Origin of the sequence: Magnetospirillum fulvum (assembly GCF_900108475.1) — a bacterium.
Taxonomy (GTDB): Bacteria; Pseudomonadota; Alphaproteobacteria; order Rhodospirillales; family Magnetospirillaceae; genus Phaeospirillum; species Phaeospirillum fulvum_A.
Genome location: NZ_FNWO01000003.1, coordinates 305,530 through 326,745, shown reverse-complemented (window position 1 = coordinate 326,745; position 21,216 = coordinate 305,530). Strand labels below are relative to the sequence as shown.

General features: G+C 59.1%; 21 protein-coding genes and 1 tRNA gene. 11 read left to right on the top strand and 11 right to left on the bottom strand.

What is annotated here, in order from left to right:
- Positions 1–401: 401 nt before the first annotated feature.
- From BLW40_RS05465 to BLW40_RS05450, 4 genes are all read left to right on the top strand, one after another.
- Positions 402–986: a hypothetical protein gene (locus BLW40_RS05465; RefSeq protein WP_139305498.1), complete on the top strand. Its 585-nt coding sequence runs from the start codon at positions 402–404 to the stop codon at positions 984–986.
- Positions 987–995: 9 nt separating this feature from the next.
- The gene (locus BLW40_RS05460) at positions 996–1,715 is read left to right on the top strand and encodes a hypothetical protein (protein WP_074766309.1); all 720 of its coding nucleotides are present in this window, start codon (positions 996–998) and stop codon (positions 1,713–1,715) included.
- Between the two features lie 276 nt (positions 1,716–1,991).
- Complete coding sequence (locus BLW40_RS05455; protein WP_074766307.1) at positions 1,992–3,722, top strand: type IV secretory system conjugative DNA transfer family protein; 1,731 nt, start codon at positions 1,992–1,994, stop codon at positions 3,720–3,722.
- Positions 3,723–3,731: 9 nt separating this feature from the next.
- Positions 3,732–4,649 (top strand): hypothetical protein, encoded by a 918-nt coding sequence (locus tag BLW40_RS05450; protein ID WP_074766305.1) that lies wholly within the window; start codon positions 3,732–3,734, stop codon positions 4,647–4,649.
- Between the two features lie 59 nt (positions 4,650–4,708).
- On the opposite strand, the gene BLW40_RS17340 is transcribed toward BLW40_RS05450, so the two are convergent.
- Together BLW40_RS17340 and BLW40_RS17335 are read right to left on the bottom strand one after the other, a co-directional pair.
- Positions 4,709–5,194 carry a hypothetical protein gene (locus tag BLW40_RS17340; RefSeq protein ID WP_139305497.1) on the bottom strand — a complete coding sequence of 162 codons (486 nt, stop codon included), beginning with the start codon at positions 5,192–5,194 and terminating at the stop codon, positions 4,709–4,711.
- Between the two features lie 162 nt (positions 5,195–5,356).
- The gene (locus BLW40_RS17335; protein ID WP_139305496.1) at positions 5,357–6,154 is read right to left on the bottom strand and encodes a DUF7946 domain-containing protein; all 798 of its coding nucleotides are present in this window, start codon (positions 6,152–6,154) and stop codon (positions 5,357–5,359) included.
- Positions 6,155–6,814: 660 nt separating this feature from the next.
- On the opposite strand from BLW40_RS17335, the gene BLW40_RS18125 reads away from it, so the two are divergent.
- The 3 genes from BLW40_RS18125 (at position 6,815) to BLW40_RS05430 (ending at position 9,621) form a co-directional block, all read left to right on the top strand.
- Positions 6,815–7,345 (top strand): replication initiation protein, encoded by a 531-nt coding sequence (locus tag BLW40_RS18125; RefSeq protein WP_021132707.1) that lies wholly within the window; start codon positions 6,815–6,817, stop codon positions 7,343–7,345.
- Positions 7,346–7,354: 9 nt separating this feature from the next.
- Positions 7,355–8,095: a replication initiation protein gene (locus BLW40_RS18120; RefSeq protein WP_083386630.1), complete on the top strand. Its 741-nt coding sequence runs from the start codon at positions 7,355–7,357 to the stop codon at positions 8,093–8,095.
- 104 nt (positions 8,096–8,199) lie between these two features.
- Positions 8,200–9,621, top strand: a complete 1,422-nt coding sequence (locus BLW40_RS05430) for an SIR2 family protein (protein WP_211656722.1) — start codon at positions 8,200–8,202, stop codon at positions 9,619–9,621.
- A 39-nt stretch (positions 9,622–9,660) separates the two neighbouring features.
- Here the strand turns inward: BLW40_RS05430 and BLW40_RS05425 are convergent, their stop codons facing one another.
- Together BLW40_RS05425 and BLW40_RS05420 are read right to left on the bottom strand one after the other, a co-directional pair.
- Positions 9,661–9,888, bottom strand: a complete 228-nt coding sequence (locus tag BLW40_RS05425; RefSeq protein WP_074766297.1) for a helix-turn-helix transcriptional regulator — start codon at positions 9,886–9,888, stop codon at positions 9,661–9,663.
- 384 nt (positions 9,889–10,272) lie between these two features.
- Positions 10,273–10,348, bottom strand: a tRNA-Thr gene (locus tag BLW40_RS05420).
- A 457-nt stretch (positions 10,349–10,805) separates the two neighbouring features.
- Between BLW40_RS05420 and BLW40_RS05415 the strand changes: the two genes are divergently transcribed.
- Both BLW40_RS05415 and BLW40_RS05410 read left to right on the top strand, forming a co-directional pair.
- Positions 10,806–11,465: a YfbR-like 5'-deoxynucleotidase gene (locus tag BLW40_RS05415; RefSeq protein ID WP_083386629.1), complete on the top strand. Its 660-nt coding sequence runs from the start codon at positions 10,806–10,808 to the stop codon at positions 11,463–11,465.
- 76 nt (positions 11,466–11,541) lie between these two features.
- The gene (locus BLW40_RS05410; protein WP_244511062.1) at positions 11,542–12,408 is read left to right on the top strand and encodes an NAD(+)--dinitrogen-reductase ADP-D-ribosyltransferase; all 867 of its coding nucleotides are present in this window, start codon (positions 11,542–11,544) and stop codon (positions 12,406–12,408) included.
- A gap of 174 nt (positions 12,409–12,582) precedes the next feature.
- Here the strand turns inward: BLW40_RS05410 and BLW40_RS05405 are convergent, their stop codons facing one another.
- The 7 genes from BLW40_RS05405 to nifH form a co-directional block, all read right to left on the bottom strand.
- On the bottom strand, positions 12,583–13,086 hold the full coding sequence (locus tag BLW40_RS05405; protein WP_074766294.1) for a pyridoxamine 5'-phosphate oxidase family protein: 504 nt from the start codon (positions 13,084–13,086) through the stop codon (positions 12,583–12,585).
- Positions 13,087–13,140: 54 nt separating this feature from the next.
- Positions 13,141–13,692: a gamma-glutamylcyclotransferase family protein gene (locus BLW40_RS05400; RefSeq protein WP_074766292.1), complete on the bottom strand. Its 552-nt coding sequence runs from the start codon at positions 13,690–13,692 to the stop codon at positions 13,141–13,143.
- A 55-nt stretch (positions 13,693–13,747) separates the two neighbouring features.
- Positions 13,748–14,485: a Fe-only nitrogenase accessory protein AnfO gene (gene anfO / locus BLW40_RS05395; protein ID WP_074766290.1), complete on the bottom strand. Its 738-nt coding sequence runs from the start codon at positions 14,483–14,485 to the stop codon at positions 13,748–13,750.
- Positions 14,486–14,561: 76 nt separating this feature from the next.
- A complete protein-coding gene (anfK, locus tag BLW40_RS05390) occupies positions 14,562–15,950 on the bottom strand; it encodes a Fe-only nitrogenase subunit beta (RefSeq protein WP_074766288.1) in 1,389 nt (462 codons plus the stop codon).
- Positions 15,951–15,963: 13 nt separating this feature from the next.
- Complete coding sequence (anfG, locus tag BLW40_RS05385) at positions 15,964–16,314, bottom strand: Fe-only nitrogenase subunit delta (RefSeq protein WP_074766286.1); 351 nt, start codon at positions 16,312–16,314, stop codon at positions 15,964–15,966.
- A gap of 13 nt (positions 16,315–16,327) precedes the next feature.
- A complete protein-coding gene (gene anfD / locus BLW40_RS05380) occupies positions 16,328–17,890 on the bottom strand; it encodes a nitrogenase iron-iron protein, alpha chain (RefSeq protein WP_074766284.1) in 1,563 nt (520 codons plus the stop codon).
- Positions 17,891–18,057: 167 nt separating this feature from the next.
- On the bottom strand, positions 18,058–18,885 hold the full coding sequence (gene nifH / locus BLW40_RS05375; RefSeq protein WP_074766283.1) for a nitrogenase iron protein: 828 nt from the start codon (positions 18,883–18,885) through the stop codon (positions 18,058–18,060).
- Positions 18,886–19,054: 169 nt separating this feature from the next.
- Between nifH and BLW40_RS17595 the strand changes: the two genes are divergently transcribed.
- Positions 19,055–19,240, top strand: coding sequence for a hypothetical protein (locus BLW40_RS17595; RefSeq protein WP_170834528.1), 186 nt, complete (start codon positions 19,055–19,057; stop codon positions 19,238–19,240).
- Between the two features lie 333 nt (positions 19,241–19,573).
- On the top strand, positions 19,574–21,193 hold the full coding sequence (locus tag BLW40_RS05370) for a sigma 54-interacting transcriptional regulator (protein ID WP_074766281.1): 1,620 nt from the start codon (positions 19,574–19,576) through the stop codon (positions 21,191–21,193).
- Positions 21,194–21,216 lie beyond the last annotated feature (23 nt).

The following is a 21,216-nucleotide window of genomic DNA, read 5'->3' as shown; positions in this document are numbered from 1 at the left end:
CAGAGCCCGGAGCGCCCCTGTCGGTCGGTCGAAACGCGGTAATAGGCGACGAAAAGTAAAGCTGGAGATGGGCTCATGGGCGAAGTGTACAAGGTCTAAACGTCCCTTTGGACTTTGGACAGTGTATGGATGGATTCGAAAAAATCAAAAAATACTGGAGTAATTATTGCCAGCATGGAATCAAAATTTAGCCAGCGGACGGCATTCGATTTTCCACCTCTGATAGATAAAGAATATACAATGTTTACGCCCTCGATTGCGCGGCGTGGATCATCCGCAAGAATAACCATGAGAGACGCCCAACGCATTGCGCCGGATGCCACCCCATCATATCCTTGCTACCAATCGGAAAGGGTGGGCGTTTTTCCCTGTCCTTATTGGCGACGGATTTGTTGCGGGCGGTGAAAATGGACGATAAAAAGGTTTTTCGCGTCATTCTTTTAATTGCAATCGTTGCCGCTGCAAGCGCGGCAATGCTAATTGATAGCTTTGAGGGAAAACGAGTCGAGTATTTTGTTTTCATAACCATGTTTTTTGTTCTTATCGGATATGCCTGTCACTTCCTTCTTCTCTCCTTGAATTGGATCGCCTTCGGCGGAAGCGACGGGGATGGATTGAGGCTTGTCCCGTTCATCTTGAAAATACTCTTTTTCCCCTTCATCCCGTTCATTGCCCTTTTCCGCTATATCTTCCGCAAGAGACGGGACGCGGCGGCGCGACGGCGCGAGGAGAAGGAGCGCCCGGAACGCGAGCGGCAAGCCTTGGAACGGGCGAACGCGGAAAGAGAGGCGGCTTATTGGGCTTCGCCCGCCGCGCAGGAAGTCCGGGCGGCGCAAGCCCTTGCCGATATCGAACTGAAAAAGAGCCTCGCCTTGGCAAACCTTTCCATCCGGGAACAGGAAGCGGCCATGGAAACCGCCCGGCTTCTTCGGCAGGAAGAAGAGGAGCGCGAGCGGCGGCGCATCGAACTCATCAAGAGCATGTAGGGGGACGATATGGCGCGTTTTCCGATCACCCTTGCCGACCTCACCGACCCCGCAGGCGCTCGGGATCGGCAACTCAAGGCCGATAAACTCACCCTCTATGCGGAGATCGCCGGGGCGACCCTGCACCAGCAGGAACGCCATCATTCCGATAAAATGGGTCTCGAAGGGGCAAGGCTGGATCAGAACGAGCGCCACCATTCCGACGACATGACGCTTGCCTATTCCAAACTCGATTACGAGCGGGAAAAAGACGAGCGCGACCGGGACGCCGCGAAACAGAAAGCCATGATCGAGCAGCGCGGCAGCATGAGCCTTGAACGCCTCCGGCATTCGAACGCGGTCGGGTTGGTCAACGCCCAAGTGTCGGCGGATATCTCGAAGCGTGCCCGCAGTCTCCCCTATGACTATTCGCAATCCGTCCTCAAGCGGGGCGAGGACAGCGACCACGCCCTTTCCCAAGCACTCGGCAATATCCTGACGGCGAAGGTGCAAGGCAAAATCTCGGAACACCTTGCCGACCAGACCGAGCGCCACCGGGCGAACGAGCGATCCCATGAAATCGTCATGGCGTGCCTGCAAAGCCGACTCCGCAAGGACGAACTCACCCACGAGGAAGCCACCCGCTTCGCGGTGCGGATGATCGAGCGGGCGAACAGCGCCCCGACGCCCCCGACACCGGAAGAGGTGGACTCTTGGATTGAGGCGTTGAAAGGGCGCGGGGCGTTTTGAGCTGGCGCAACCGGCGATCCTGTCGGGGGGCAGTGTCCGGGTTTGGTTTCCCGACGCATTCGGCGTGGTTGAGCGCGGGCGGACGGCAATTCGGGGCGTGAGTGACGAACGAGCCAAAATACAGACCGCCGGGCCGATCCAACAGAAAGCAGAGAATGAGGAGGGACGCGAATTCGACGGAGATGGCTAATCCCTTTGAATTTATGAACCTTTTTGACTTTTCATATTTGGTGCATAAAATGGCTTATACGTTGGGCTTAACGGTGGGGGTGTCCCTTGGTCGAAATCGCGCCTGACGCCCTGACCGCCGCCCTTGCCCGTCACCTCGCCGAGACGGGCGACGACACCGGGGCGGGCTTGGAGCTTGGCGAGTTCCGCCTTGCCGACTCGCCCGCCTTTGGGCGGGAGGTGGCCGATACGGTCGCGCTCGCACATGGCCTGCCCGGATGGGACGAGTTTCGCCGCCGGTTCACGCTCCGCGACATCCCGAAGCCCGCCAAGCCTTCCCCCGAACTGATCGAAGCCGAAGCCCGCGCCATCGAGCGCGATCCGTCAAAGCGCCCCTATGTCGTCGCATTGCTGACGCACAAATTAGGCGAAGTTTATTACGCTAAACTTTCCGACTATGAAGCGAAGCGCAAAGAACGCGACCACCTCGAACAGAATCACGAAAACTCTGACGTGGGCTATATACGTTTCCTGTGTGCAGCACTTCCGCAGGCTCGGAGCTTTTTTTTTGATCGCTTTTGGACGCTTCCCATTTCCGAGGAAAGCCGCAAGCGGCATACCTACATAACCGGCGGGGCGGGGTCGGGGAAGTCGGAAGCCCTCAAGGCGATCATGTTCCATTACATCGCCCGCAACAGCGCCCCGGCCTTGGTGCTGATCGATCCGCATGGCGACGTTGCCGAACAGGTGGCGCGGTGGCCGGAGCTGGCGGACGGCAAGCGCCTCGTTTACATCGATCCCGCTTTGTCGCCGGGCAAGACTCCAGTCTTCAATCCGCTCGACATCCCCGACGCGGAGCGCAACCCCGATGACATCGCCATCGTGGTCAAGCAGCTGATCGAGGTGTTCCCGGAGCTGATCGACGGCCTCGAATTCACCGCGCAAATGCGCACGATGATCGGGGCTTGCCTCACGGTGCTTCTGCATGTGCCCGGCTCGACCTTGGCCGACCTCATGGAGTTCATGGACGACACCAAAAACGCCCGCTGGCTCGGGATCGCGGGCGAGGTGCTGGCCGGTTCGCTGTACCACGATTTTTTCCGCCGCGAATTCACCGACAAGACCATGGACATCAGCAAGCGGGGGGTTCGGATGCGCCTCTATGAAGCGCTCCAGGGCAACCCCGCGTTTTTCCGCATGATCGCGGGGAAAAGCTCGTTTTCCCTCGAAGAGCTGTTGAACCGCCGGGCGGTGGTGATTTTCCGGCTTGGCCGGGGCGACATCGGCGAAACCACGAGCAACCTGATCGGCAAATTCATCATGGCGCGGCTCAAGGCGTTCGCCTTCAAACAGGGACGCCTCCCCGAAGCCGACCGCATCCCCGTCCATGTTTTCGTGGACGAGTGCCAAAACTACCTGTCCGAGAGCGTCGAGATCATTTTGAAGGAAGCGCGGAAATACGGGGTGCATCTCACCCTTGCGCAACAGATTTTGGGCGACGGCATGAGCCCGGATTTGCTCAAGGCGATTCTCGGCAATACCGCCGTCAAGATCACCGGCAAAAACGCGCTCCACACCCTCAAGAAGATCGCGGACGAAACCGGCGCTGATCTTGACGAGTTGCAAGCCCTCTCGACCGGCTTTTTCCACATCAAGGCGGGAAGCCGAAAGGGAATCGTCGTCCGCATGCCGTCGCACCGGATCAAGGACAAGGGCGCGATCAAGCCCGAGGCGTGGGAGCGGCTTCGCGACAGCCAGGTTGTCCGATACTACCGCGCCCCCACCTCGCACCGTACCGCCGCCGCCGGGGCGTCCTATCAGCCCCTCCCTGTCGATTAACCGAATCCCATGAGCCAAAGCCCCCCAACCCATGCCGAGAAGCACCGCCAGCGCCGCAGTTTGGAGCGTCCGCTTGACGTGCTGACCGCCCCGCAGCAGCGGGCGCTTTTAGCCTTGGCGCGCTATCGATATCTCACCGTGCCGCAGATGATCGCCGCCGGGGTGGCCAAGAACGATAGCCATATCCGCGCCGACGTGCTGCCCCGCCTCTGCCGCCGGGCGGGGGACAACCTCGTTGACGTCCACGACTTCCCCCGATTCAGCGCCAAGGGACGCTTGCCGCGCGTCTACACCCTGACCAAGACCGGGGCGGAGGTGGTGGCCGATATGGAGCGGTGCGACCTGTCGGAGATCGTCTATCCGGTCGGGGGCGTGCAATACGCCAACGATTTCGACCACCGGGCGGCCTATGTGGATTGCTGCATTGCCTTCGATGCTTGGATTGCCGCCGACGAGCGGCGCGAATGCCTCGCCACCCGGCATTATTTCGACAAGACCGGAGCGAACCGCAGCGGCACGACGCGGATGCGCTCGGTGTGCCGGGTAGACCTCCCCGGCGGGCGCTTCATCATTCCGGACGGGCTGGCCTTTTTCGACACCGGAGCCAAGCGCCGCGCCGTGGCGCTCGAACTCCACAACTTCCCCGACGTGGGGCGGATCGCCAAACAGCTCGCCGAATACATCGAAGACATCGTGACGGATGCCGCGTCCCGCACCTTCGGCCATGACGCGGCGGGACGGGTGCTGTCGATATCGAGCAATCCGGGGCTTGCCGTCCGGGTGATGGATCGGATGCTTGCCGTGCCGGGCTTCCGGGGCAGCCGAGCCTTCAACCTGATCGCGTTCAACACAATCGACAGCGTCAAAGCCGATTTCGGCGGCGGGTGGGTGCTGGCGGATCGCTCCCCAGCGGGTTTTTTTGAATAGGCACAGGCGGCACAGTGCCAAACCCTGCCAATGTCACACCCTGTCGCACTTGATTTTCCTCATAAATCAATACAATGGCATCGGTGGCACAGTGCCACGCCGACTTTTATTTCTTCATTTGGCACAGCATGACACAGCAAATTGCACATTCCCTTTCCGCCCATGACGTGACACAGGTTTTCGGCATCAGTAAGCGGACGCTTGAGCGCAAGATTTCCTCCGGCGCTCTTGCCGAGTCTCAAATTTACCTCGAAGGCGGCAAGCGGTTTTTCTACATGTCCGAATTGATCCGGGTGTTCTGACCGCCAAAGCACCAGCCAACGGAGACACCCGCCACGCGGATCGACGCGACCCCCGCCGAAGCTGCGGCGGAGCCGATTCGGGCTGAACTGATCGAAGAGCTCCGGGAGCGGGCACGAAAGGCGGAGGAACGCGAACGTGCCGAGCGTGACCGCGCCGAACGCTATGAGCGCGAGCTTGCCGAGCTGCGCCGCGCCAATGCCGACCTCGTGACCCGGCTTTTGCCGCCCGCGCCGGACTCGCATCGCGGATTCTTCCGGCGGATGTTCGGGAAATAGGGCGTTTTTTGCCCCATAGCGAGGCGATTAAATCATAGGCAGTGACACGAAAACCTATCGGGACACAGGACAACATAACCTAAGAATTATATTGCCATTAATTACTAAAATTACTTGAAGGTATTTGCGTCAAATGGCAACCCCGTGTAGCCGGTATCGTTTGAGCCGACCGTCGCGCGACACCACATTAGAGACAATGACATTGAGAGGGTCGTATACCCCACGCGCCACTTTCGCCAAGTTATCAGCCAGAGCCACTTTTTGTCTTTCCGACAATTCTTCGTAAGGCCAAAATGGTATTGATATTGAATCAATCGCCTCAATAAAACGTCCAGTTCCAGTCCGAGCATTAAATCTGTTTACAGCAAGAGAAATAACGTATGTTTCATCCTCAATCACCTCTGTCTCAATAAATTCGAGCGTTTCATGGTTAAATGACATCAAGACTGTCCGACCAGACATGATGTGAACATTTAGCCCTTGGTGCTTTACGGGAGCATGAGCGCGCAAAACAGCATCATCAAGCTTTTCCAAAAGGTCTTCGTTCTTTTTACGCAACTCTTTGATAATATTTTTAGCTTTTCGATTCTTCAAGATGAAAGGAATACCAACAGCACCGCCCATAGCCCATTTAGTTAGGTCGTAAAGAGCTTGTTTTCCATACTCCTCTGCAAGAGATATTAGATGAGGATCAGTAATGACCATATGGAGTAATTGTTCCCAGCTTCCCTTCCTCGCAGGGCCAGCAACCAGCCAGAAACCTTTTGCCGCAGTTGCTTTTGTTACAATTTCTTTGTTAAGAAAAGCATTAAAACAGATAAGCATAATCTGAGTAATAGCAAATAATGACTGAGCGCCATAATAAGCATCTAAGCCATTAAACCGGCGCACCCCATCATCGTATTTGATATTAAACGAAATATCCATGCAACACCTCCCATGCCGATTATCATAATGACGCAGGCGCAACCTATGGTCAATCATTGCCGATGAGATGGGCGATCCCGCGTTCACGGGCTTCATGCCCGAACCTTGTCAACTCAATCTGGCACTCTCCAATGTTTGGAATTATTTTTCATTCAGCTAATGTGCTGTTTTTTGCCCCATAGTGAGGCGTTTGATCTTCGGGGGCCGCGATATAGCCGGGGCGGGCGACAAACGCCGCTACCGCCCGATTTTAGGCCATTGCGAGCGCGTCCTTTCCCCGGACAAAGGATCGAGACGGAGCGCCCCCCGTCAGGGGGCGGGAGAACCCAATTTTTCAAAAACAACAGCAAAGAGCGCGGCACGCCCGCGCGATGTTGTTCTTGTTTTACATTGTTTTAAATGTTTTCCGCCCCCGGATTTCCGCTTGTACAAGCCATCCCGTCACGCCAAATAGGACGAATTCCCCGTGAAGTAGGACATAAACCCCGTCGAACTGGGACGTTTTCCCCGTGAAGTGGGACAAATTCCCCGCCAAATAGGACAAATCCGCCGTCACGATGGAAAGCGCGGCGCAAAGCCAAAAAGCCGGATAATGGGACAAGAATTTGACTCACGTCCCATTATCCATATCATGGCCGTATTATTCTCTAAATACACCCCATGTCGGACATCATCGTGACCAAGCCAACCGAAAAGGCGCTTGTGACCCGGCACAATAATTTGATCGAGGCGCGGTATCGTCTCACCCTGCAAGAGCAACGGATTTTGTTGTGGTTGTTTTCCGAGATCGGCCCGGAGGACAAGGACTTTAAGCGCTACCGGGTGCGGATTGCCGACCTCGCAAAATTCATCGGCATCTCGGACGGCGGCGGGCGGCTCTATCGCGAGATTGCCGAGGTGACCGGGCGCTTGCGCAAACGCGAGATCGATCTTGAAGACATCGGGCGCAACGTCACCACACAGGCCACTTGGATCGCGTCGGCGGAATACCATTGGAACGAAGGGCTTGTGGAAATCTGCCTTGCCCCGGCGCTCATGCCCTACCTGCTCGACCTCAAAAAGAACTTCACCACCGTCGCGCTCAAATACGCCATCGGCATGAAAAGCACCTATGCCATTCGTATTTATGAGCTGTTGAAGCAATATGCCGGGATCGGCTCGCGCCTCGTTAGCTTGGCCGAACTGCGGTGATTCTGCGGCATCGGGGCGGACGATTACCCGTTTTACAAGGATTTACGGGTTCGGGTGGTTGATCGGGCGCGGCGCGAGATCAACGCGAAAACCGATCTTGCCTTTGACTATGAGGAGATCAAGACCGGGCGCAAGGTCACGGCGCTTCGCTTCCTCATCACCAAGAACGCCCGCACCGACACCCCGGACGCCCTGCGCGACGACCCCCGGCTTGCCCGTCTGGTCGCCCGCCTCAAATCCCACGGCATGGCCGAGGATGCCGCCCGCGCCCTCGTCCAGGATCACGAGCCGGAGTTGGTGGAGTGGGCAACCGCCGATCTTGCTCGCCGCCTCAAGGGCAAGGAGAAGATCGACAACCCCGCCGGATGGCTCCGGAAGGCCATTGAGGAGGATTGGCGACCACAGCCCACCCTCTTCGCCCAAGAGCAAGCCCACGCCCACGAAACCGAGCGGGACGCCGACCGTGAGCGCGAAGAACTTGAGGCCAAGACGGCGAACAGACGCAAGGCAGACAGTGCCCGCGAGAAAGCCGCCATCATGGCATTTATCGACGGACTGCCGGACGACGAGCGCCAAGCCCTCGAACAGGGCTTCCGGGATCACCTCGCCGGAACTGTCCCCGCCATGGTCGCCGCACGGTTCAAGGGCGGGAAGACGTGGTGCGCCGATCCGATCATACGGGCGGTAGCGCTGGCATACCTAAAGGTAACAAAGGTGGGCTTTTCACCTAAAGAACCAACTCATGCTTAGAGGCCTCTACGAGTTGAAATCGTTTTCAATATTCTTGCCACTCCAGTTGCCACCAAATGTTATCCGCGTTATAACTTTTCGGACATATAACTATGAGGTGCGTTGTGGACGGGCAAAAGGCGCAAGAGTCGCAAACTCGATACAGCCGCTACGCGGAAGAGATTGGCGACGATATCGCTGATACGGTTCAGCAATTTGGGTGTCAGCCAATTCTATTCGTTGGATCTGGACTGGCGAAGCGATATATGGGAACCCCTAACTGGGATGAACTTCTGTCTCATCTAGCAACCCACTGCACCGCGATTGACAAAGGGCTTGGTTTTTACAAGCAGTCTCTTATAACCCCAATGCGAATTGGCGAAGAATTCGCAAAAATTTATCAGGAATGGGCATGGACAGCAGGTCATAACGAATTTCCAGAAGAAATGTTTGGCGAATCAGTTGGGGCTCAATCATACATAAAATATAAAATTGCGTCGTATATTAATTCGTTGACACCAATTGACGCCTCTAAAATCGGAAAAGATGAGCACAAAAAAGAAATATCATCACTAACAAAAATAAAGCCTCACGCGATCATCACAACAAATTATGATCGCATGCTTGAAATGTTGTTTCCGGACCACGAGCCAATTATTGGTCAAAACATTCTAAAGGGTCAGCAAGTATATATTGGTGAAATATACAAAATACATGGCAGCGTAACCGATCCTGATAGCATCGTTTTTACAGAGTCAGACTACCGCGAATTTCAAAGAAAAAAGAAATTTCTCAGCGCAAAGCTTCTTACATTTTTCAATGAACATCCACTAATATTTATAGGATATAGCGCAACAGACCCAAACATTAGGTCTATTTTATCTGATATCGACGAGGCTCTTCCTGAGAAAGGCGGGGTCATCCCAAACGTGTATATCTTACAATGGAATCCACAAATAAACGAAGACAGCGTACCGCCAAGGGAAAAGGTGATTCCGACGGAAGATGACCGGACAATAAGGGTTAAGTTGATTGAAGCTGCCGATTTTGGGTGGGTATTTGATGCTTTTTCTACAAACCCGGCCTTGAACGACGTAAACCCTCGAATTTTAAGGGCTCTAATCGCCCGCTCATACGATTTAGTTCGCCACGACATTCCAAAATTGCCAGTTCATGTAGACTTTAAGATGCTGACTGAATCTGTTGAGAATTCAAATTCATTTGCTAAATTATTTGGAATTGCCAACATTGATGATTACAGCTTTGCGGCTGTACAGCATCCGTTGAGCGCAACTCAGCTTGGAAAGTTGCTTGGTGGTAATGGGTGGCATACAGCAAATGCGCTTCTTGACAAGCTAAAGCAAATAACTGGAACTGACATCAAGTCATCTGATAACAAATACCATAGATCGGAATTAGTAAATACGACAAAATTTCATAAATACTCTAACGATTGCTTGAATTTACTCGAAAGCGTCCGCGATGGCCTTCCATTTGAGCTAAATCTTGGCCTTCCATCTAAAAATGCGCAGCCCGCTCATAATTGAAGGGATGGCCGGTTGTGCACACCGGCCATCCCCGCCCCGTCAAAAGGAAGCCGGATCGTCAACGGACGCACCACGGAAAGCGATGCGCTCGCCCACCCACGCATCCACCTCCGACAACAGCCACGCGACCCGATTCGGCCCGAGTTGTACCCGCTTGGGGAATTTGCCCGCCGCTTCGAGACGCCCGATGTGTTGGGGTGTGTACGGGATGCCGCACAGTGTTTTCAGCTCCTTTTTCGACACGAGCCGCTTATCGTACTGAGTCATCGGATATCTCCCTTTCGGGAGGCATCGCGATGCCTCGGTGGAAAAGCCGCACCGGGTGGCACGAAAAGGTTACAACCGCCCTTCGAGGGAGTCGAGGGGCTTCCGGTTTGTGCCCCCGCCTTCGATCTTGTGCCCCCGTGGCAGTGTCGCGCCCGGACTTGCCGCGCCGGATTTCTCCGGCGAACGATCCCGGCGGTGTCGGCTGGCGGAGGGCAGGGATGGGGCGGGAAATCTCGAAGGCAGGGACGGCGACGGGCGGAAACACAGAGATTTCGCCATGTTCCGCACTGTGCCCCGGAGTCCGTTTGTGCCCCCGTTTGTGCCCCGGAGAGGCAGGGAAAAGCAAAAGGGCTTAGCGGTTTCCCGCTAAGCCCTTGAAAAGAATGGTGCCGGCGAAAGGATTCGAACCCTCGGCCCGCGCATTACGAATGCGCTGCTCTACCAACTGAGCTACGCCGGCACTGAATGTCGGCGGAACTTACAGGCGTCCCTGGAAAAATGCAAGGGCATCGCAGCGGCTTTTCCGCCGCGCGGAGCCGGAAAAGAACGGTAACGGCTCTTGACCCGTAGGCGGATGGCACCATATCAAGCTCAATAGGATTCGTCCAGGAGGCCACCGAATGAGACAGCGCAACACCCGGGTTCTGGTCGCGGTCAAGGACAGCGGCAGAGAGATCGCCCTAACGGCGACCATGTTGGTTTCTTTGGTGCTTCTGGCGGCCACCCTCGCGGGCTGAGATCCTTAACGACTGGACCGGCGACCGTCTGCGGGCGGCGTCGGGGTTCGAACGGTTCCGGTGCGGCTGTTGTGGCCCACCGGACTTTTTTTTGCGCGCGGGCCAAAGCGCCGTCGCCATTTCCTCTTGGCCGCTCCCGTTCTATTTTGGGCCGGTTCGGCTCAAAAGGAGAGAACGAGTTTGACCTCAGCACGATCGGACGGCGCCACCCCGCGCCGGTCCAGCGCGCCCCCCCGCGCATGGCAGCGGATGTTGTCGGGCCGCCGTCTCGACATTCTCGATCCATCCCCGCTCGACATCGAGATCGAAGACATCGCCTTGGGCCTGTCTCGGGTGGCGCGCTGGAACGGCCAGACCGTCGGCGAACACGGCTTTTCCGTCGCCCAGCATTGTCTGGTGGTGGTCGAATTGATGGTCGCGGCCGACCCTAAGCTGCCCCGAGCGGCGCGGCTGGCCGGGCTGCTGCACGATGCGGCGGAATACGTCACCTCGGACCTGATTACCCCGTTCAAGCGGGCGGTCGGCCGCCCCTATGACGAGATCGAGGCCAAGGTGGCAGAGGCGGTTCATCTCGCCTTTGGCCTGCCGCCTCGCGTCCCCGAAGCATGGGAGAGCGCGATCCGCGCCGCCGACCGCGCCGCCGCGTTTGCCGAAGCGGTTCAATTGGCCGGGTTCGCGTTGGCCGAGGCCCGCAAGGTGCTGGGCTATCGGGGGCGGATGCCGTCGCTTCGCCTGGAGCCCTGGCCCGCCGAGGAGGCCCGCCGCGCCTTTCTCGCCGCCTTTCGCGATCTGATGACAGACCGGGCGGCGACAGGGTACGATCCGACCGGGCCGGGGTAAGAGCGAACCACGGCAGACGGCGTTCACGTCGTCGGCCAGACCGGCCCGAAACCGCTTCTGTTCAGGCTTGCCGCTGTTGACCACCCTGCCCGCCCCGGATTTGCTGTCGCCTGCGCCGGACACGCCTCCGATCGAAGATCCCGACCAGTGGTACAGCACCTCGATGGTGGGGATTCCGCCGCGAATCCTGGCCTCGTCGGCCTTCAACCGCTCGCTGCGCCGCCTGACCATCCACGGCACGCGCGAGACCCACCCCGGCCTGTTCCATCTGCTGGACCGCAGCACCTCCCAGACCGAGGCGGCGGCGGCGTTCGCCCATTACATGGCCCAGCATTTCGGCCTGGGGCCGCCCGCGCCCGACGACGGCCCGGCCGAATCCCGCCGCACTGTTACCAGTTATCTCGAAGTGCTGCGCGGGTGGGGTGCCGATTCCAACAGCGCCAAGGCGGCGGTGCTGAAAGGCTGGGTCGAAAGTCGCTTCGGCATCGTTCCGGTGTTCCACAAGGAACCGCTCGGGCTGTTTCCCTCGCCCGCCTGGGGAGAGTATCTGCACGAGAAGACCGATATCCGCTTTCACAACAATTGCATCCATCAGCAGATCGACCTGCTGTACGAATATGGGCAATGGAGCATCCGCCACTTCAAGAAACCGGGACCGCGCTTTGTCCGGCTGTGGCGCGGCACCAACGATTTCGAGGGGCAGCGGGTCGGCGAGCGGATCGCCGGTCGTCTCGCCGAGGTGCGGCTCAACAATCTGGTGTCGTTCAGCGGCTCGCAGGAGCGGGCGGAGGAATTCGGCGACTGGGTGCTGGAGACCGAGATTCCCACGGTCAAGCTGCTGTTCTTCCCCGGTCTGCTCGACGCGAGCGTGCTGAACAGCGAAGGCGAATTCCTCGTGATCGGCGGCTGCTACAAGGTGCGGGCCTATCACGGATATATCTGAATACCGGCCAATCCTCGATTTGGCCGGTATCAGGCCGCCATTGCGGCGGCGGCCAAGCGAGCGGAGGCGAGCGCCCGGCGAGGGACAATACAACCGGCCAATCCTCGATTTGGCCGGTTGGTACGACGTCGGGTCCGGGGGGAGAGAGGGAAAGAGCCCCCCGGACCCCGTCGGTCAGGTCTTGGGAAAGCCGTGGCTTTTGCCCTTGATCTGATCGATGTCGATCCGGATCACCGTGGTGTGCGCCAGCTTCGGTGCCGGATAGGTGAAGTGGGTCTTGGTGAACAGGGCGACGATCTGGTCGAGCGCCCGAATCTTCTCCGCCTCGTCCTCGACAAACACCGCCCGCCCGGTACCGATCACGGTACGGTGACGCGCCTCGAAATCGCAGGCGCGCTCGTCCTCGATCACCCCGTGATCGACCGACACTTCGAAACAGACGCGGTCGTTTCGCTTCAAAATGTCGATTTTCGAACCAGCCGGAGCCGAGTGGAAATAAAGAACGGTGCCGTCATAGGCATAGAACACCGGGACCAGGAACGGGACGTTGTCGTCGCTCAGGGCAAGGTGCATTACCTTCTCGGAGGCCAGGATCGCGTCGATTTCCGCCCGCTCGGTGATCTCGCGCTCTTTGCGGCGCATCGGGCCGTGCGGATGTCCCGCACTCTGCTTGGTCATGTCGTCATCTCCGTCGTCAAGGGTCGCCCGGCCGGTCAGGCCGAAACGAGGGGATCAGCAAGCACAGCTCATGCCAGAGAGCAAGGCTGCTGCGGTGCGGTCCTCGCGCGGGACGGGGAAGTCGGCCGGACGCGAGGGGATTGCTGCCAATGCCGCGATATAAGCGGGCGAAAGGTCGCGCGCCGTCGCTCCCGCGACAAGGTGGCGCAGAAAATCATGGCTGGGCGGAGCGGGCGCGCCGTCCACCGCCTTGCGGTAGATCAGCGCGTCGATCAGCCGCCCCTGCTCGTCGATCACATCGACCGGCGAGTGAAAGTACGAGCCGCCACCGTCGATGCGGACGCCCTGCCAGATGTCGAGCCGGTCGAAATCCGACGCCGACAGGCGATACAGCACGCCGTGAATGACGCCTTTAGGGTCGGGCGTCACGGTCTCCTGGCCGCCGTCCCACACCCGCGAGCGGCCATGGAATGCCAGCCGATAGGACTGAAGGCGGGCGCGACAAACCAGTTCGGCCGCCTCGCAGCGCTCGCCGATCTGGTCGGGATGCATGTCGCCACCATAAGCGAAATAGAGCAGGCGGCGGCGGGTGGGCCGAATGGACATAGCGGTAATCCTATCGCGAAAGGAAGAGGGGGCTGAGGCTCATTCGAGACACTCCCTAACGATCATCGCGGCGGGTGATGGTGACCCGGACCCCGGCATCAAGGGAGTCGATGGTGGCGATCATCCCCAGCCCGGCCAGGGTCTCGGCCAGCCAGCGCGGCGGATGGTCGCACAGGATTTCGAGCGAGCGGAACGGCGGCCCGATCAGGATCGGGATCAGAATCTCACGGGAATTGAGCCCAGAGCCTGAAGCCAGACAGGCGGCGAGATCGAGGCGGAACCGGCTCTCGGCGGGATCGCCGACGATTTCGAGTGCGCTGTTGGCCTGGGCCAGGATGTCGGCCGCAGGCGCCGGGCCGCCCCGGCGCCGGGGGGAGCCCCCGCCGCAGCCCCCGCCCAACGACAGCGGCGCAATCGGCAGCGGGATCAGGGGCGACAGAGCCGCCTTGGCCGCTTTCTCCGCCGCTTCGGCTTCGCGGGCGGCGACGCTGTCGAGCTGGTCGGCCAGATCGCCTTCCGACCGCCACAGGCGAAAGCCCAGTTCCTCTTGCAAGATGGCGGGCAGGATGCCAGTGACCTGCCCCAGCAACAGCACCCGGCAGGTCCCCAGCCGGGCGGCAACATCGCGCAGTACCGCCTTGCGCGGGGCCAGGGTGGGCTGATCGACGAAATCAATCCCGATCCGGTCCTGTTCGACCCAGCCCGAGTCCTCGCGACCAAACAGGCAGACCGATCCCGCCCGGTCGAAAGACGAAACCGACCCGGTCTCATCAAGATAAGCGGCTATTTTCATCGGACCCCTCCCGACGGGTTACGGAAACAAGCGGGGCGGCAACCGTCTCTGGCCGCCGCCCCGAAGGCAGCGGGCCTTACCAGACGTTCAGGATCCACTCCTTGTTTTTCTTGTATTCCATGTCGGTGAACAGGGCGTTGGCCATCTGCTCGGCCAGCCAGGTGGCGCCCTTGTAGCCGACCACCGGATAGCGATAGAGACCGGCGCGGTCATAGGTGGGGAAGCCGACCCGGACCATCGGGATCATGTTGTCGATCGCGACGAAGCGTCCCTTGGAATGACCGAGGATCAGATCGAGTTCGAGACCCTTGTTCTTGATGCGGTCTTCCAGTTCCCACAGATCGGCGTTGGCGATGATTTCCATGTCGAAATCGACGCCCTCCTGCAACGCCTTGATCCGGGGATCGTTCTCGTACTCGGCATTCTCGTCGCCGAGCAGGAGCAGAACCGGCTTCATCTCGAGGTCGAGGCAGAATTCCGCCAGCCCGATCACCAGATCGGGATTGCCGAAGATCGCCACCTTCTTGTCGGCAAGGAACATGTGAGTCAGATCGGTGATCGCGTCGATGGCGATACCACGCTCACGCACCAGCGAGTCGGGGATCGGCTTACCGGTCATCGTCTTCAGGTTCTGGAGGAAAGTGTCGGTGTTGCGGATGCCGATCGGGGTCGGCCCGATGATCGCCGGAACGTCCCACCGCTTTTCCAGGAACTTGGCCGCCTTGCCGCCCTCATAGCGGTTCAGTGCGATCGTGCCCTGGGCGTCGGCGGTCGAGATCAGATCCTCGATCGTGGTCGAGCCGTGCGACACCGCGCTCTTGTCGGGCATCAGCGGCGAGTCGAAGCTTTCGATCTCGAACAGCACATTGGCTTCGATCTCCATCGCAGCCAGCAGGCTCTTCAGCTCGGTGACGTCGCCCGGATTGACCCAGCCGGTGATCAGATTGATCTTGAAGCTGGGCTTGTCCTTCTTGGCGAAGTACTTGACGAAATCGCGGACGGCGACGTCATAGCCGCTGACCATGCTGCCGACGAAGCTGGGGGTGTGGATCGGGATCAGGTGGACCTCGCGGTCGGGATACTTCACCTGAAGCAGCTCTTCCTCCAGCTTGGTGACGACGCCATCGACGTCGTCGCCGATCACCTCGGTCGAGCAGGTGGTGATGATCGGGATCACCTTGACGTGGGGATAGCGCATCAACAGCACGTCGACCGCTTCCTCGACGCGGTTCAGCGCGCCGAACACCGCCCCGTCCTCGTGGACCGAGGACGAGGCAATCTCGAAGCTTTCCTTCAGATGCTGCGAGATCAGCAGGCGGACGAACATCACGCAGCCCTGGCCGCCATGAACGATGCCGATGCAATCCTTGATGCCGATGCTGGCATATTGGGCCCCAGCCGGCTGGCAGGTGAAGATCGGGTTGATGGTGCCGATCCGCTCTTTCAGTTTCAGTTCGCAGGACATGGAGCAATCCTTCCTAATAATGCTGATCGGTCAGTTCTTCGTTGAGCGAGGCGGTGATGGTCTGGTAATCGAGCTGTTCGTGCAGCTTGGCCATCAACTCGCGGATCTGATCGACCCCCAACGTCGCCAGCCAGGGATGGCGGGCGCGATAGGCTTCGGCGAGGCAAACCGCATCGACCCAATAGCATTTGTCTTCGGGCGTCTCGGGCTTGACCGGTTCGCCGCACAACAGCCGGGTGGTCATGCCGATAATGTTCTCGTTCTGGCGCTTGCGGTCCCAGTTGCGGGAATGGAACTGCCACAGGCAATTCTTCATGATGTAGTCGATCAGTTGCTCGACCCGGGTCTTGGTCACGTCTTCCATGATCGTCCTCGTGCTATTCGGCCGCGGCGGAGCGGGAGTCGAACGTGGGATAGGTTTTGTCCCGCAGGGGGGAGATGGTGTCGTAGGCCCCGCTGTATTGACGCAGCGTGGTCGAGGTGCGGATGTCCTCGGGCAGGGACGCGTCGGACAACATCCGCTGGGTGGCGAAGCCCTTATCGGTCGGGATCGGGTCGCGGCTGATATCCAGCTCGGCCAATTGGTGGATCGGCGAGTAGATCGCGTTGTAGATGTCGCGGGCGAAACGGACCCAGCCCTCATAGCCCTTGTAGGGACCGTTATGGTAAGCGTGGGCGTTGAGGTAGGGGACGCCGACCTTCTTGGCGACTTCGCCCGGACGCTTGCCGGTGAAGATGATGTCGGGCTTCAGCATTTCGAGGGCTTCCAGACCCTCCAATTCATTGGGATCGTCGATGGCCAGGGTGTCCTCGCTGCACCGGGCGACGCCCTTCTCCATGTCGCCCTGGTGGCCGAACTTGGTGTAGACCGAGACGACCTTGACGCCCATTTCCGCTTCGATGACGTGGGCCCAGTGCCACAGCTTCGAACCGCCCGGCCACAGGCACACCTTCTTTCCCTTCAGGCGCTCCTTGTACCAATCGAGTTCGGGCTTCCAGCGAGCGGTCTCCTCGGCGATGATCGCCTCGGCGCGCTCTTCGATACCGAAGAACATCGCGACCTTGCGCAACGATTGCGACAGCGGCTCGAAGCCAAACCCGTCGATGTCGAGGCGGGGAATGCCGTAGCGGACTCGCAGTTCGTTGCAGATATATTCGGCCGAGCGGGCGCATTCGAGCACGTTCAGGTGCGCCTTGTGCATCCCCCGCAGATCGTCATAGCGGCCGTTGCCGGTAAAGGTCGAGAGGACCTGGATGCCCATCCGCTTGAAGAAGTCCTGCATGACTTCCTGGTCGCCCTGGATGTTGTATTCGCCGACGTAATTGATCACGTAATCGCTGGTGATCTCGGGCTCGACGGTGCCGACCTTCTGGTTGATCCAGGCGATGTTGATCTTGTGGTGGCCGCCCGACTGGCTGGGACCGGCAAAGCCCGGCGAGTTGCAGATGAAGATATCGACGTCGGGAAGCTCTTCCATCACCTCTTCGGCGATGGCGTTGATGTCGTCTCCGATCAGCGCGGTAGCGCAGGTCTGGTAGATCGTCATCCGCTTGATCTCGGGGAATTGCGCGAACGCTTCGAGGATGTTCTGCTTCAGCAGCTTTTCCGCCCCGAACACGATGTGCTTTTCACGGACGTCGGAGGCGAAGGTGTATTTCAGCTGGAAGTTACCGTTGTCGCTGATATAGCGCTTGGTCTGCCAGGTGTCGTAGGTGCAGCCGATCGGTCCGTGGCTGAGGTGGATGACGTCCTTCATCGGGGTGCCGATGACGTGCTTGGCCCCGCAATAGGCGCAGCCGCGTTCCGAGATCGAGCCCGGAATGGTGTTGAGATAGCCCTTGGGCAGGCACGAGGTCAGATCCTCGCCCGGGGCTTTGACGACGGCGTGCTGCTTGCGTTCGGGAATGCACTTGCTGCATTCAAACTCATGGTAAGGCATTGTTTTCGCTCCGTAGCTGGATGGCGACCAAGGTGTGCACCCGCGCGGGGAGCGCGTCCGTCCGGCTTCGTCAGATCAAGGGCCGGACGGTGAGACTGGAGACGGGTTTCGGAAGGCAGCACCGTTTCCCGGCCCCCGCGCGGATGCACGGCTCGATTAAGCTGGGGTCAGTCGCACATGCCGTATTTGACGACCATCGCTTCCAGCTCATCCATCGTCAGTGGTTTCGGAATGACAAAATTGTCGTTCTCGATGATCGACAGGCCAAGCTGGCGGTATTCCAGAGCCTGATCCGCGGCGGGATCGAACTCGGTCACCGTCTTCTTGTTGAACTCAGCCTTCTGCACGATGTTGTCGCGCGGGACGAAGTGGATCATCTTGGTGCCGATCGCGGCGCAGAACTCTTCGAGGAACTCACGCTCGCCATCGACCTTGCGGCTGTTGCAGATGATGCCACCCAGGCGCACGCCGCTCTGCTTGGCGTACTTGACCAAGCCCTTGCAGATGTTGTTGGCGGCGTAGATCGCCATCATTTCGCCCGAGGCGACGACATAGACTTCCTGCGCCTTGCCGTCGCGGATCGGCATCGCAAAGCCGCCACAGACGACGTCGCCCAGCACGTCAAAGAAGATGAAGTCGAGATCGGGGGTATAGGCCTCGTTGGCCTCCATCAGGTCGATCGCGGTGATGACGCCACGACCGGCGCAGCCGACCCCCGGCTCCGGCCCGCCCGATTCGACGCACCGGATATCGTGGAACCCGGTCTTGACCACCTTGTCGAGCGTCACCTTCTCGGCGCCCTGGGTCCGCAGGGTGTCCATCACCGTTTCCTGCGGCAGGCCGCCCAGGATCAGGCGGGTCGAATCCGCCTTGGGGTCGCAGCCGTGAATGAACACCCGCTTGTTGTGGAAGTGGGCCAGCGCCGCCGCCGTGTTCTGGGTGGTGGTCGATTTGCCGATCCCGCCCTTGCCGTAGATCGCAACCTTGCGCGTCATTGTGGGAAACTCCGTTTGGTGAACCCGTGGGGACGGAAGCGAAACCGTCCATGCCAAGGTCTATGGCAAGCCACGTGCCAACCAACCGATTGATTCCCAAGGATTTTTTAATTTACAGATCGGGAAATTCCCCTCCGACCCCGCGCCCGGCGGCCGCGAGGGGCTATCGTTGAAAATCAAGCCTTTGCGGATCGGCACGATGTGGCGCGAGCGACCGGATTATTCTGAAACTGAAAAACCGCTCAAAAAATTTACCGAAAGGGAAATTTCGCTCGGCGGCCATTGCGGGGGGATGTCGTCGGTTCGAATAGACCGAACCTGCAAATTCGAAGAGGCGAATTTACCGAAACGGTGAATTGATCCAGATCGTCTCTCGATCCGCGTTTAGGAGGCTGACGCCCCCCTTGCCCCTCCCCTTTCGGCACCGAATCCGGTTCGCCGACCCCACCCGATCAGCCCATCAGCAGATTGGCCGTTTCTGTCAAATCCACCGCCGGAATTTACCGATTATGTAAATCTTTTCGGCGTATTGAGTTTTATCAACTCAATTATTGACCGTAGGTGATTGAATTTAAATGCCGCCACCATTCATTCCGGTGGGCCTGCGATCGGTCCGACATGGCCCACCTATTGCGTATTCGTTCCCTGGGAATGGACAGGCTAATGGAGTGAATGCGGATCAATGACCATGGATGACACGGTTACTCTCAACCGCGCCCTCGACGGCTCCGTCGAGGAATTTACCCACTGCTTCACCGGCGAGTGCCGGGTCAGCGTCTTGCCGATCCTGTTCGAGATCAACAAGGTGCTGGCCGAAAACGCCGATCTTGCCACGCTGATGTCGATCACCCTGGACGGAATGCGCCAGCGTCTGCGGATGCATCGCGGCATCATGATGCTGTACGACCGTCATTCCGAGGCGATCTTCATCCATGACAGCTTCGGTCTGACCGAGGAGGAAAAGGGACGCGGTATCTATGCTCCTGGCGAGGGAATCACCGGCAAGGTGGTCCAGACCGGCAAGGCGGTGATCGTCCCGCGCCTGGACCAGAGCCCCGATTTCCTTGACCGCACCCGCGCCCATGGCGACCGCAAGCGGCGGGGCAAGACCGCCTTCGTCTGCGTGCCGATCGTGCTGGCGCGGAAAGTGCTGGGGACCATTTGTGCCGAGCGGATCTATCTCAATCACCGCCTGCTGAAACAAGATGTCGAATTGCTGGCGATGATCGGGACGTTGATCGCCCCGGCGGTCGAACTGTACCTGATGGAGAATATCGAGAAGGTTCGGCTGGAGACCGAGAACCGGCTGCTCAAAAGCGCGCTGAAGCAACGCTTCAAGCCCGACAATATCATCGGCAATTCCAAGCCGATGCAGGAGGTCTATGCCCTGATTCACAAGGTCGCGACGACGCGGGCCACCGTGCTGATCCTGGGCGAAAGCGGGGTGGGCAAGGAACTCGTCGCCAACGCGATCCACTATAACAGCCCCAATGCCGAAGGCCCCTTCGTCAAGGCCAATTGCGCGGCATTACCCGAAGGGCTGGCGGAAAGCGAATTGTTCGGCCACGAAAAAGGGTCGTTCACCGGCGCGATGATGATGCACAAGGGCTATTTCGAGCAGGCCGACGGCGGCACCATCTTCCTTGACGAGGTGGGCGAACTCAGCCTGACGATGCAGGCCAAGTTGCTTCGCGTGCTCCAGGCCCGCACCTTCGAACGGGTCGGCGGCTGCAAACCGGTGCGGGTCGATGTCCGGATCATCGCCGCGACCAACCGCGACCTTGCCGTAATGGTCGAGCAAGGTACCTTCCGCGAGGATTTGTACTATCGCCTCAACGTCTTTCCGATCACCATCCCTCCCCTGCGCGAGCGCGGCAGTGACGTGATCACGCTCGCCGATTATTTCGTCTCGACCTTTGCGGCCGAGAACGGCAAGGATATCAAGCGCATCTCGACCCCGGCGCTCAACATGCTGATGAGCTACCACTGGCCGGGCAATGTCCGCGAACTGGAAAACGTGATCGAGCGCTCGCTGATCCTGGCCGAAGATGGGGTGATCCACAGTTACGATCTGCCGCCGTCGCTGCAAACCCCGACCGAAACCGACACCGGGTTCCGGATGCCGCTCGAAGCCAAGATCCATGCCGTCGAATATGAAATGATCGTCGAGGCGCTGAAGACCAGCAACGGCAATATCGGCGCGGCGGCGGACGAACTCGGCCTGACCCGCCGGATGCTGGGCGTGCGCATGGAGCGCCATGGTATCAGCTATAAAGCGTTCCGCCCCAGCGATCCCCGCCGCCGGTAACCCTCCGGACGTTCCCCTTGCCC

Excerpts from the sequence above, each read along its gene's own strand:
- BLW40_RS05370 (WP_074766281.1), top strand. The coding sequence starts at position 19,574 with ATGGATGACACGGTTACTCTCAACCGCGCCCTCGACGGCTCCGTCGAG.
- BLW40_RS05450 (WP_074766305.1), top strand. The coding sequence starts at position 3,732 with ATGAGCCAAAGCCCCCCAACCCATGCCGAGAAGCACCGCCAGCGCCGC.
- BLW40_RS18125 (WP_021132707.1), top strand. The coding sequence starts at position 6,815 with ATGTCGGACATCATCGTGACCAAGCCAACCGAAAAGGCGCTTGTGACC.
- anfK (WP_074766288.1), bottom strand. The coding sequence starts at position 15,950 with ATGTCCTGCGAACTGAAACTGAAAGAGCGGATCGGCACCATCAACCCG.
- BLW40_RS05425 (WP_074766297.1), bottom strand. The coding sequence starts at position 9,888 with ATGACTCAGTACGATAAGCGGCTCGTGTCGAAAAAGGAGCTGAAAACA.
- anfD (WP_074766284.1), bottom strand. The coding sequence starts at position 17,890 with ATGCCTTACCATGAGTTTGAATGCAGCAAGTGCATTCCCGAACGCAAG.
- BLW40_RS05460 (WP_074766309.1), top strand. The coding sequence starts at position 996 with ATGGCGCGTTTTCCGATCACCCTTGCCGACCTCACCGACCCCGCAGGC.
- nifH (WP_074766283.1), bottom strand. The coding sequence starts at position 18,885 with ATGACGCGCAAGGTTGCGATCTACGGCAAGGGCGGGATCGGCAAATCG.
- anfG (WP_074766286.1), bottom strand. The coding sequence starts at position 16,314 with ATGGAAGACGTGACCAAGACCCGGGTCGAGCAACTGATCGACTACATC.
- BLW40_RS05400 (WP_074766292.1), bottom strand. The coding sequence starts at position 13,692 with ATGTCCATTCGGCCCACCCGCCGCCGCCTGCTCTATTTCGCTTATGGT.
- BLW40_RS17340 (WP_139305497.1), bottom strand. The coding sequence starts at position 5,194 with ATGCGAGTCCGGCGCGGGCGGCAAAAGCCGGGTCACGAGGTCGGCATT.
- BLW40_RS17335 (WP_139305496.1), bottom strand. The coding sequence starts at position 6,154 with ATGGATATTTCGTTTAATATCAAATACGATGATGGGGTGCGCCGGTTT.
- BLW40_RS05405 (WP_074766294.1), bottom strand. The coding sequence starts at position 13,086 with ATGACCAAGCAGAGTGCGGGACATCCGCACGGCCCGATGCGCCGCAAA.
- anfO (WP_074766290.1), bottom strand. The coding sequence starts at position 14,485 with ATGAAAATAGCCGCTTATCTTGATGAGACCGGGTCGGTTTCGTCTTTC.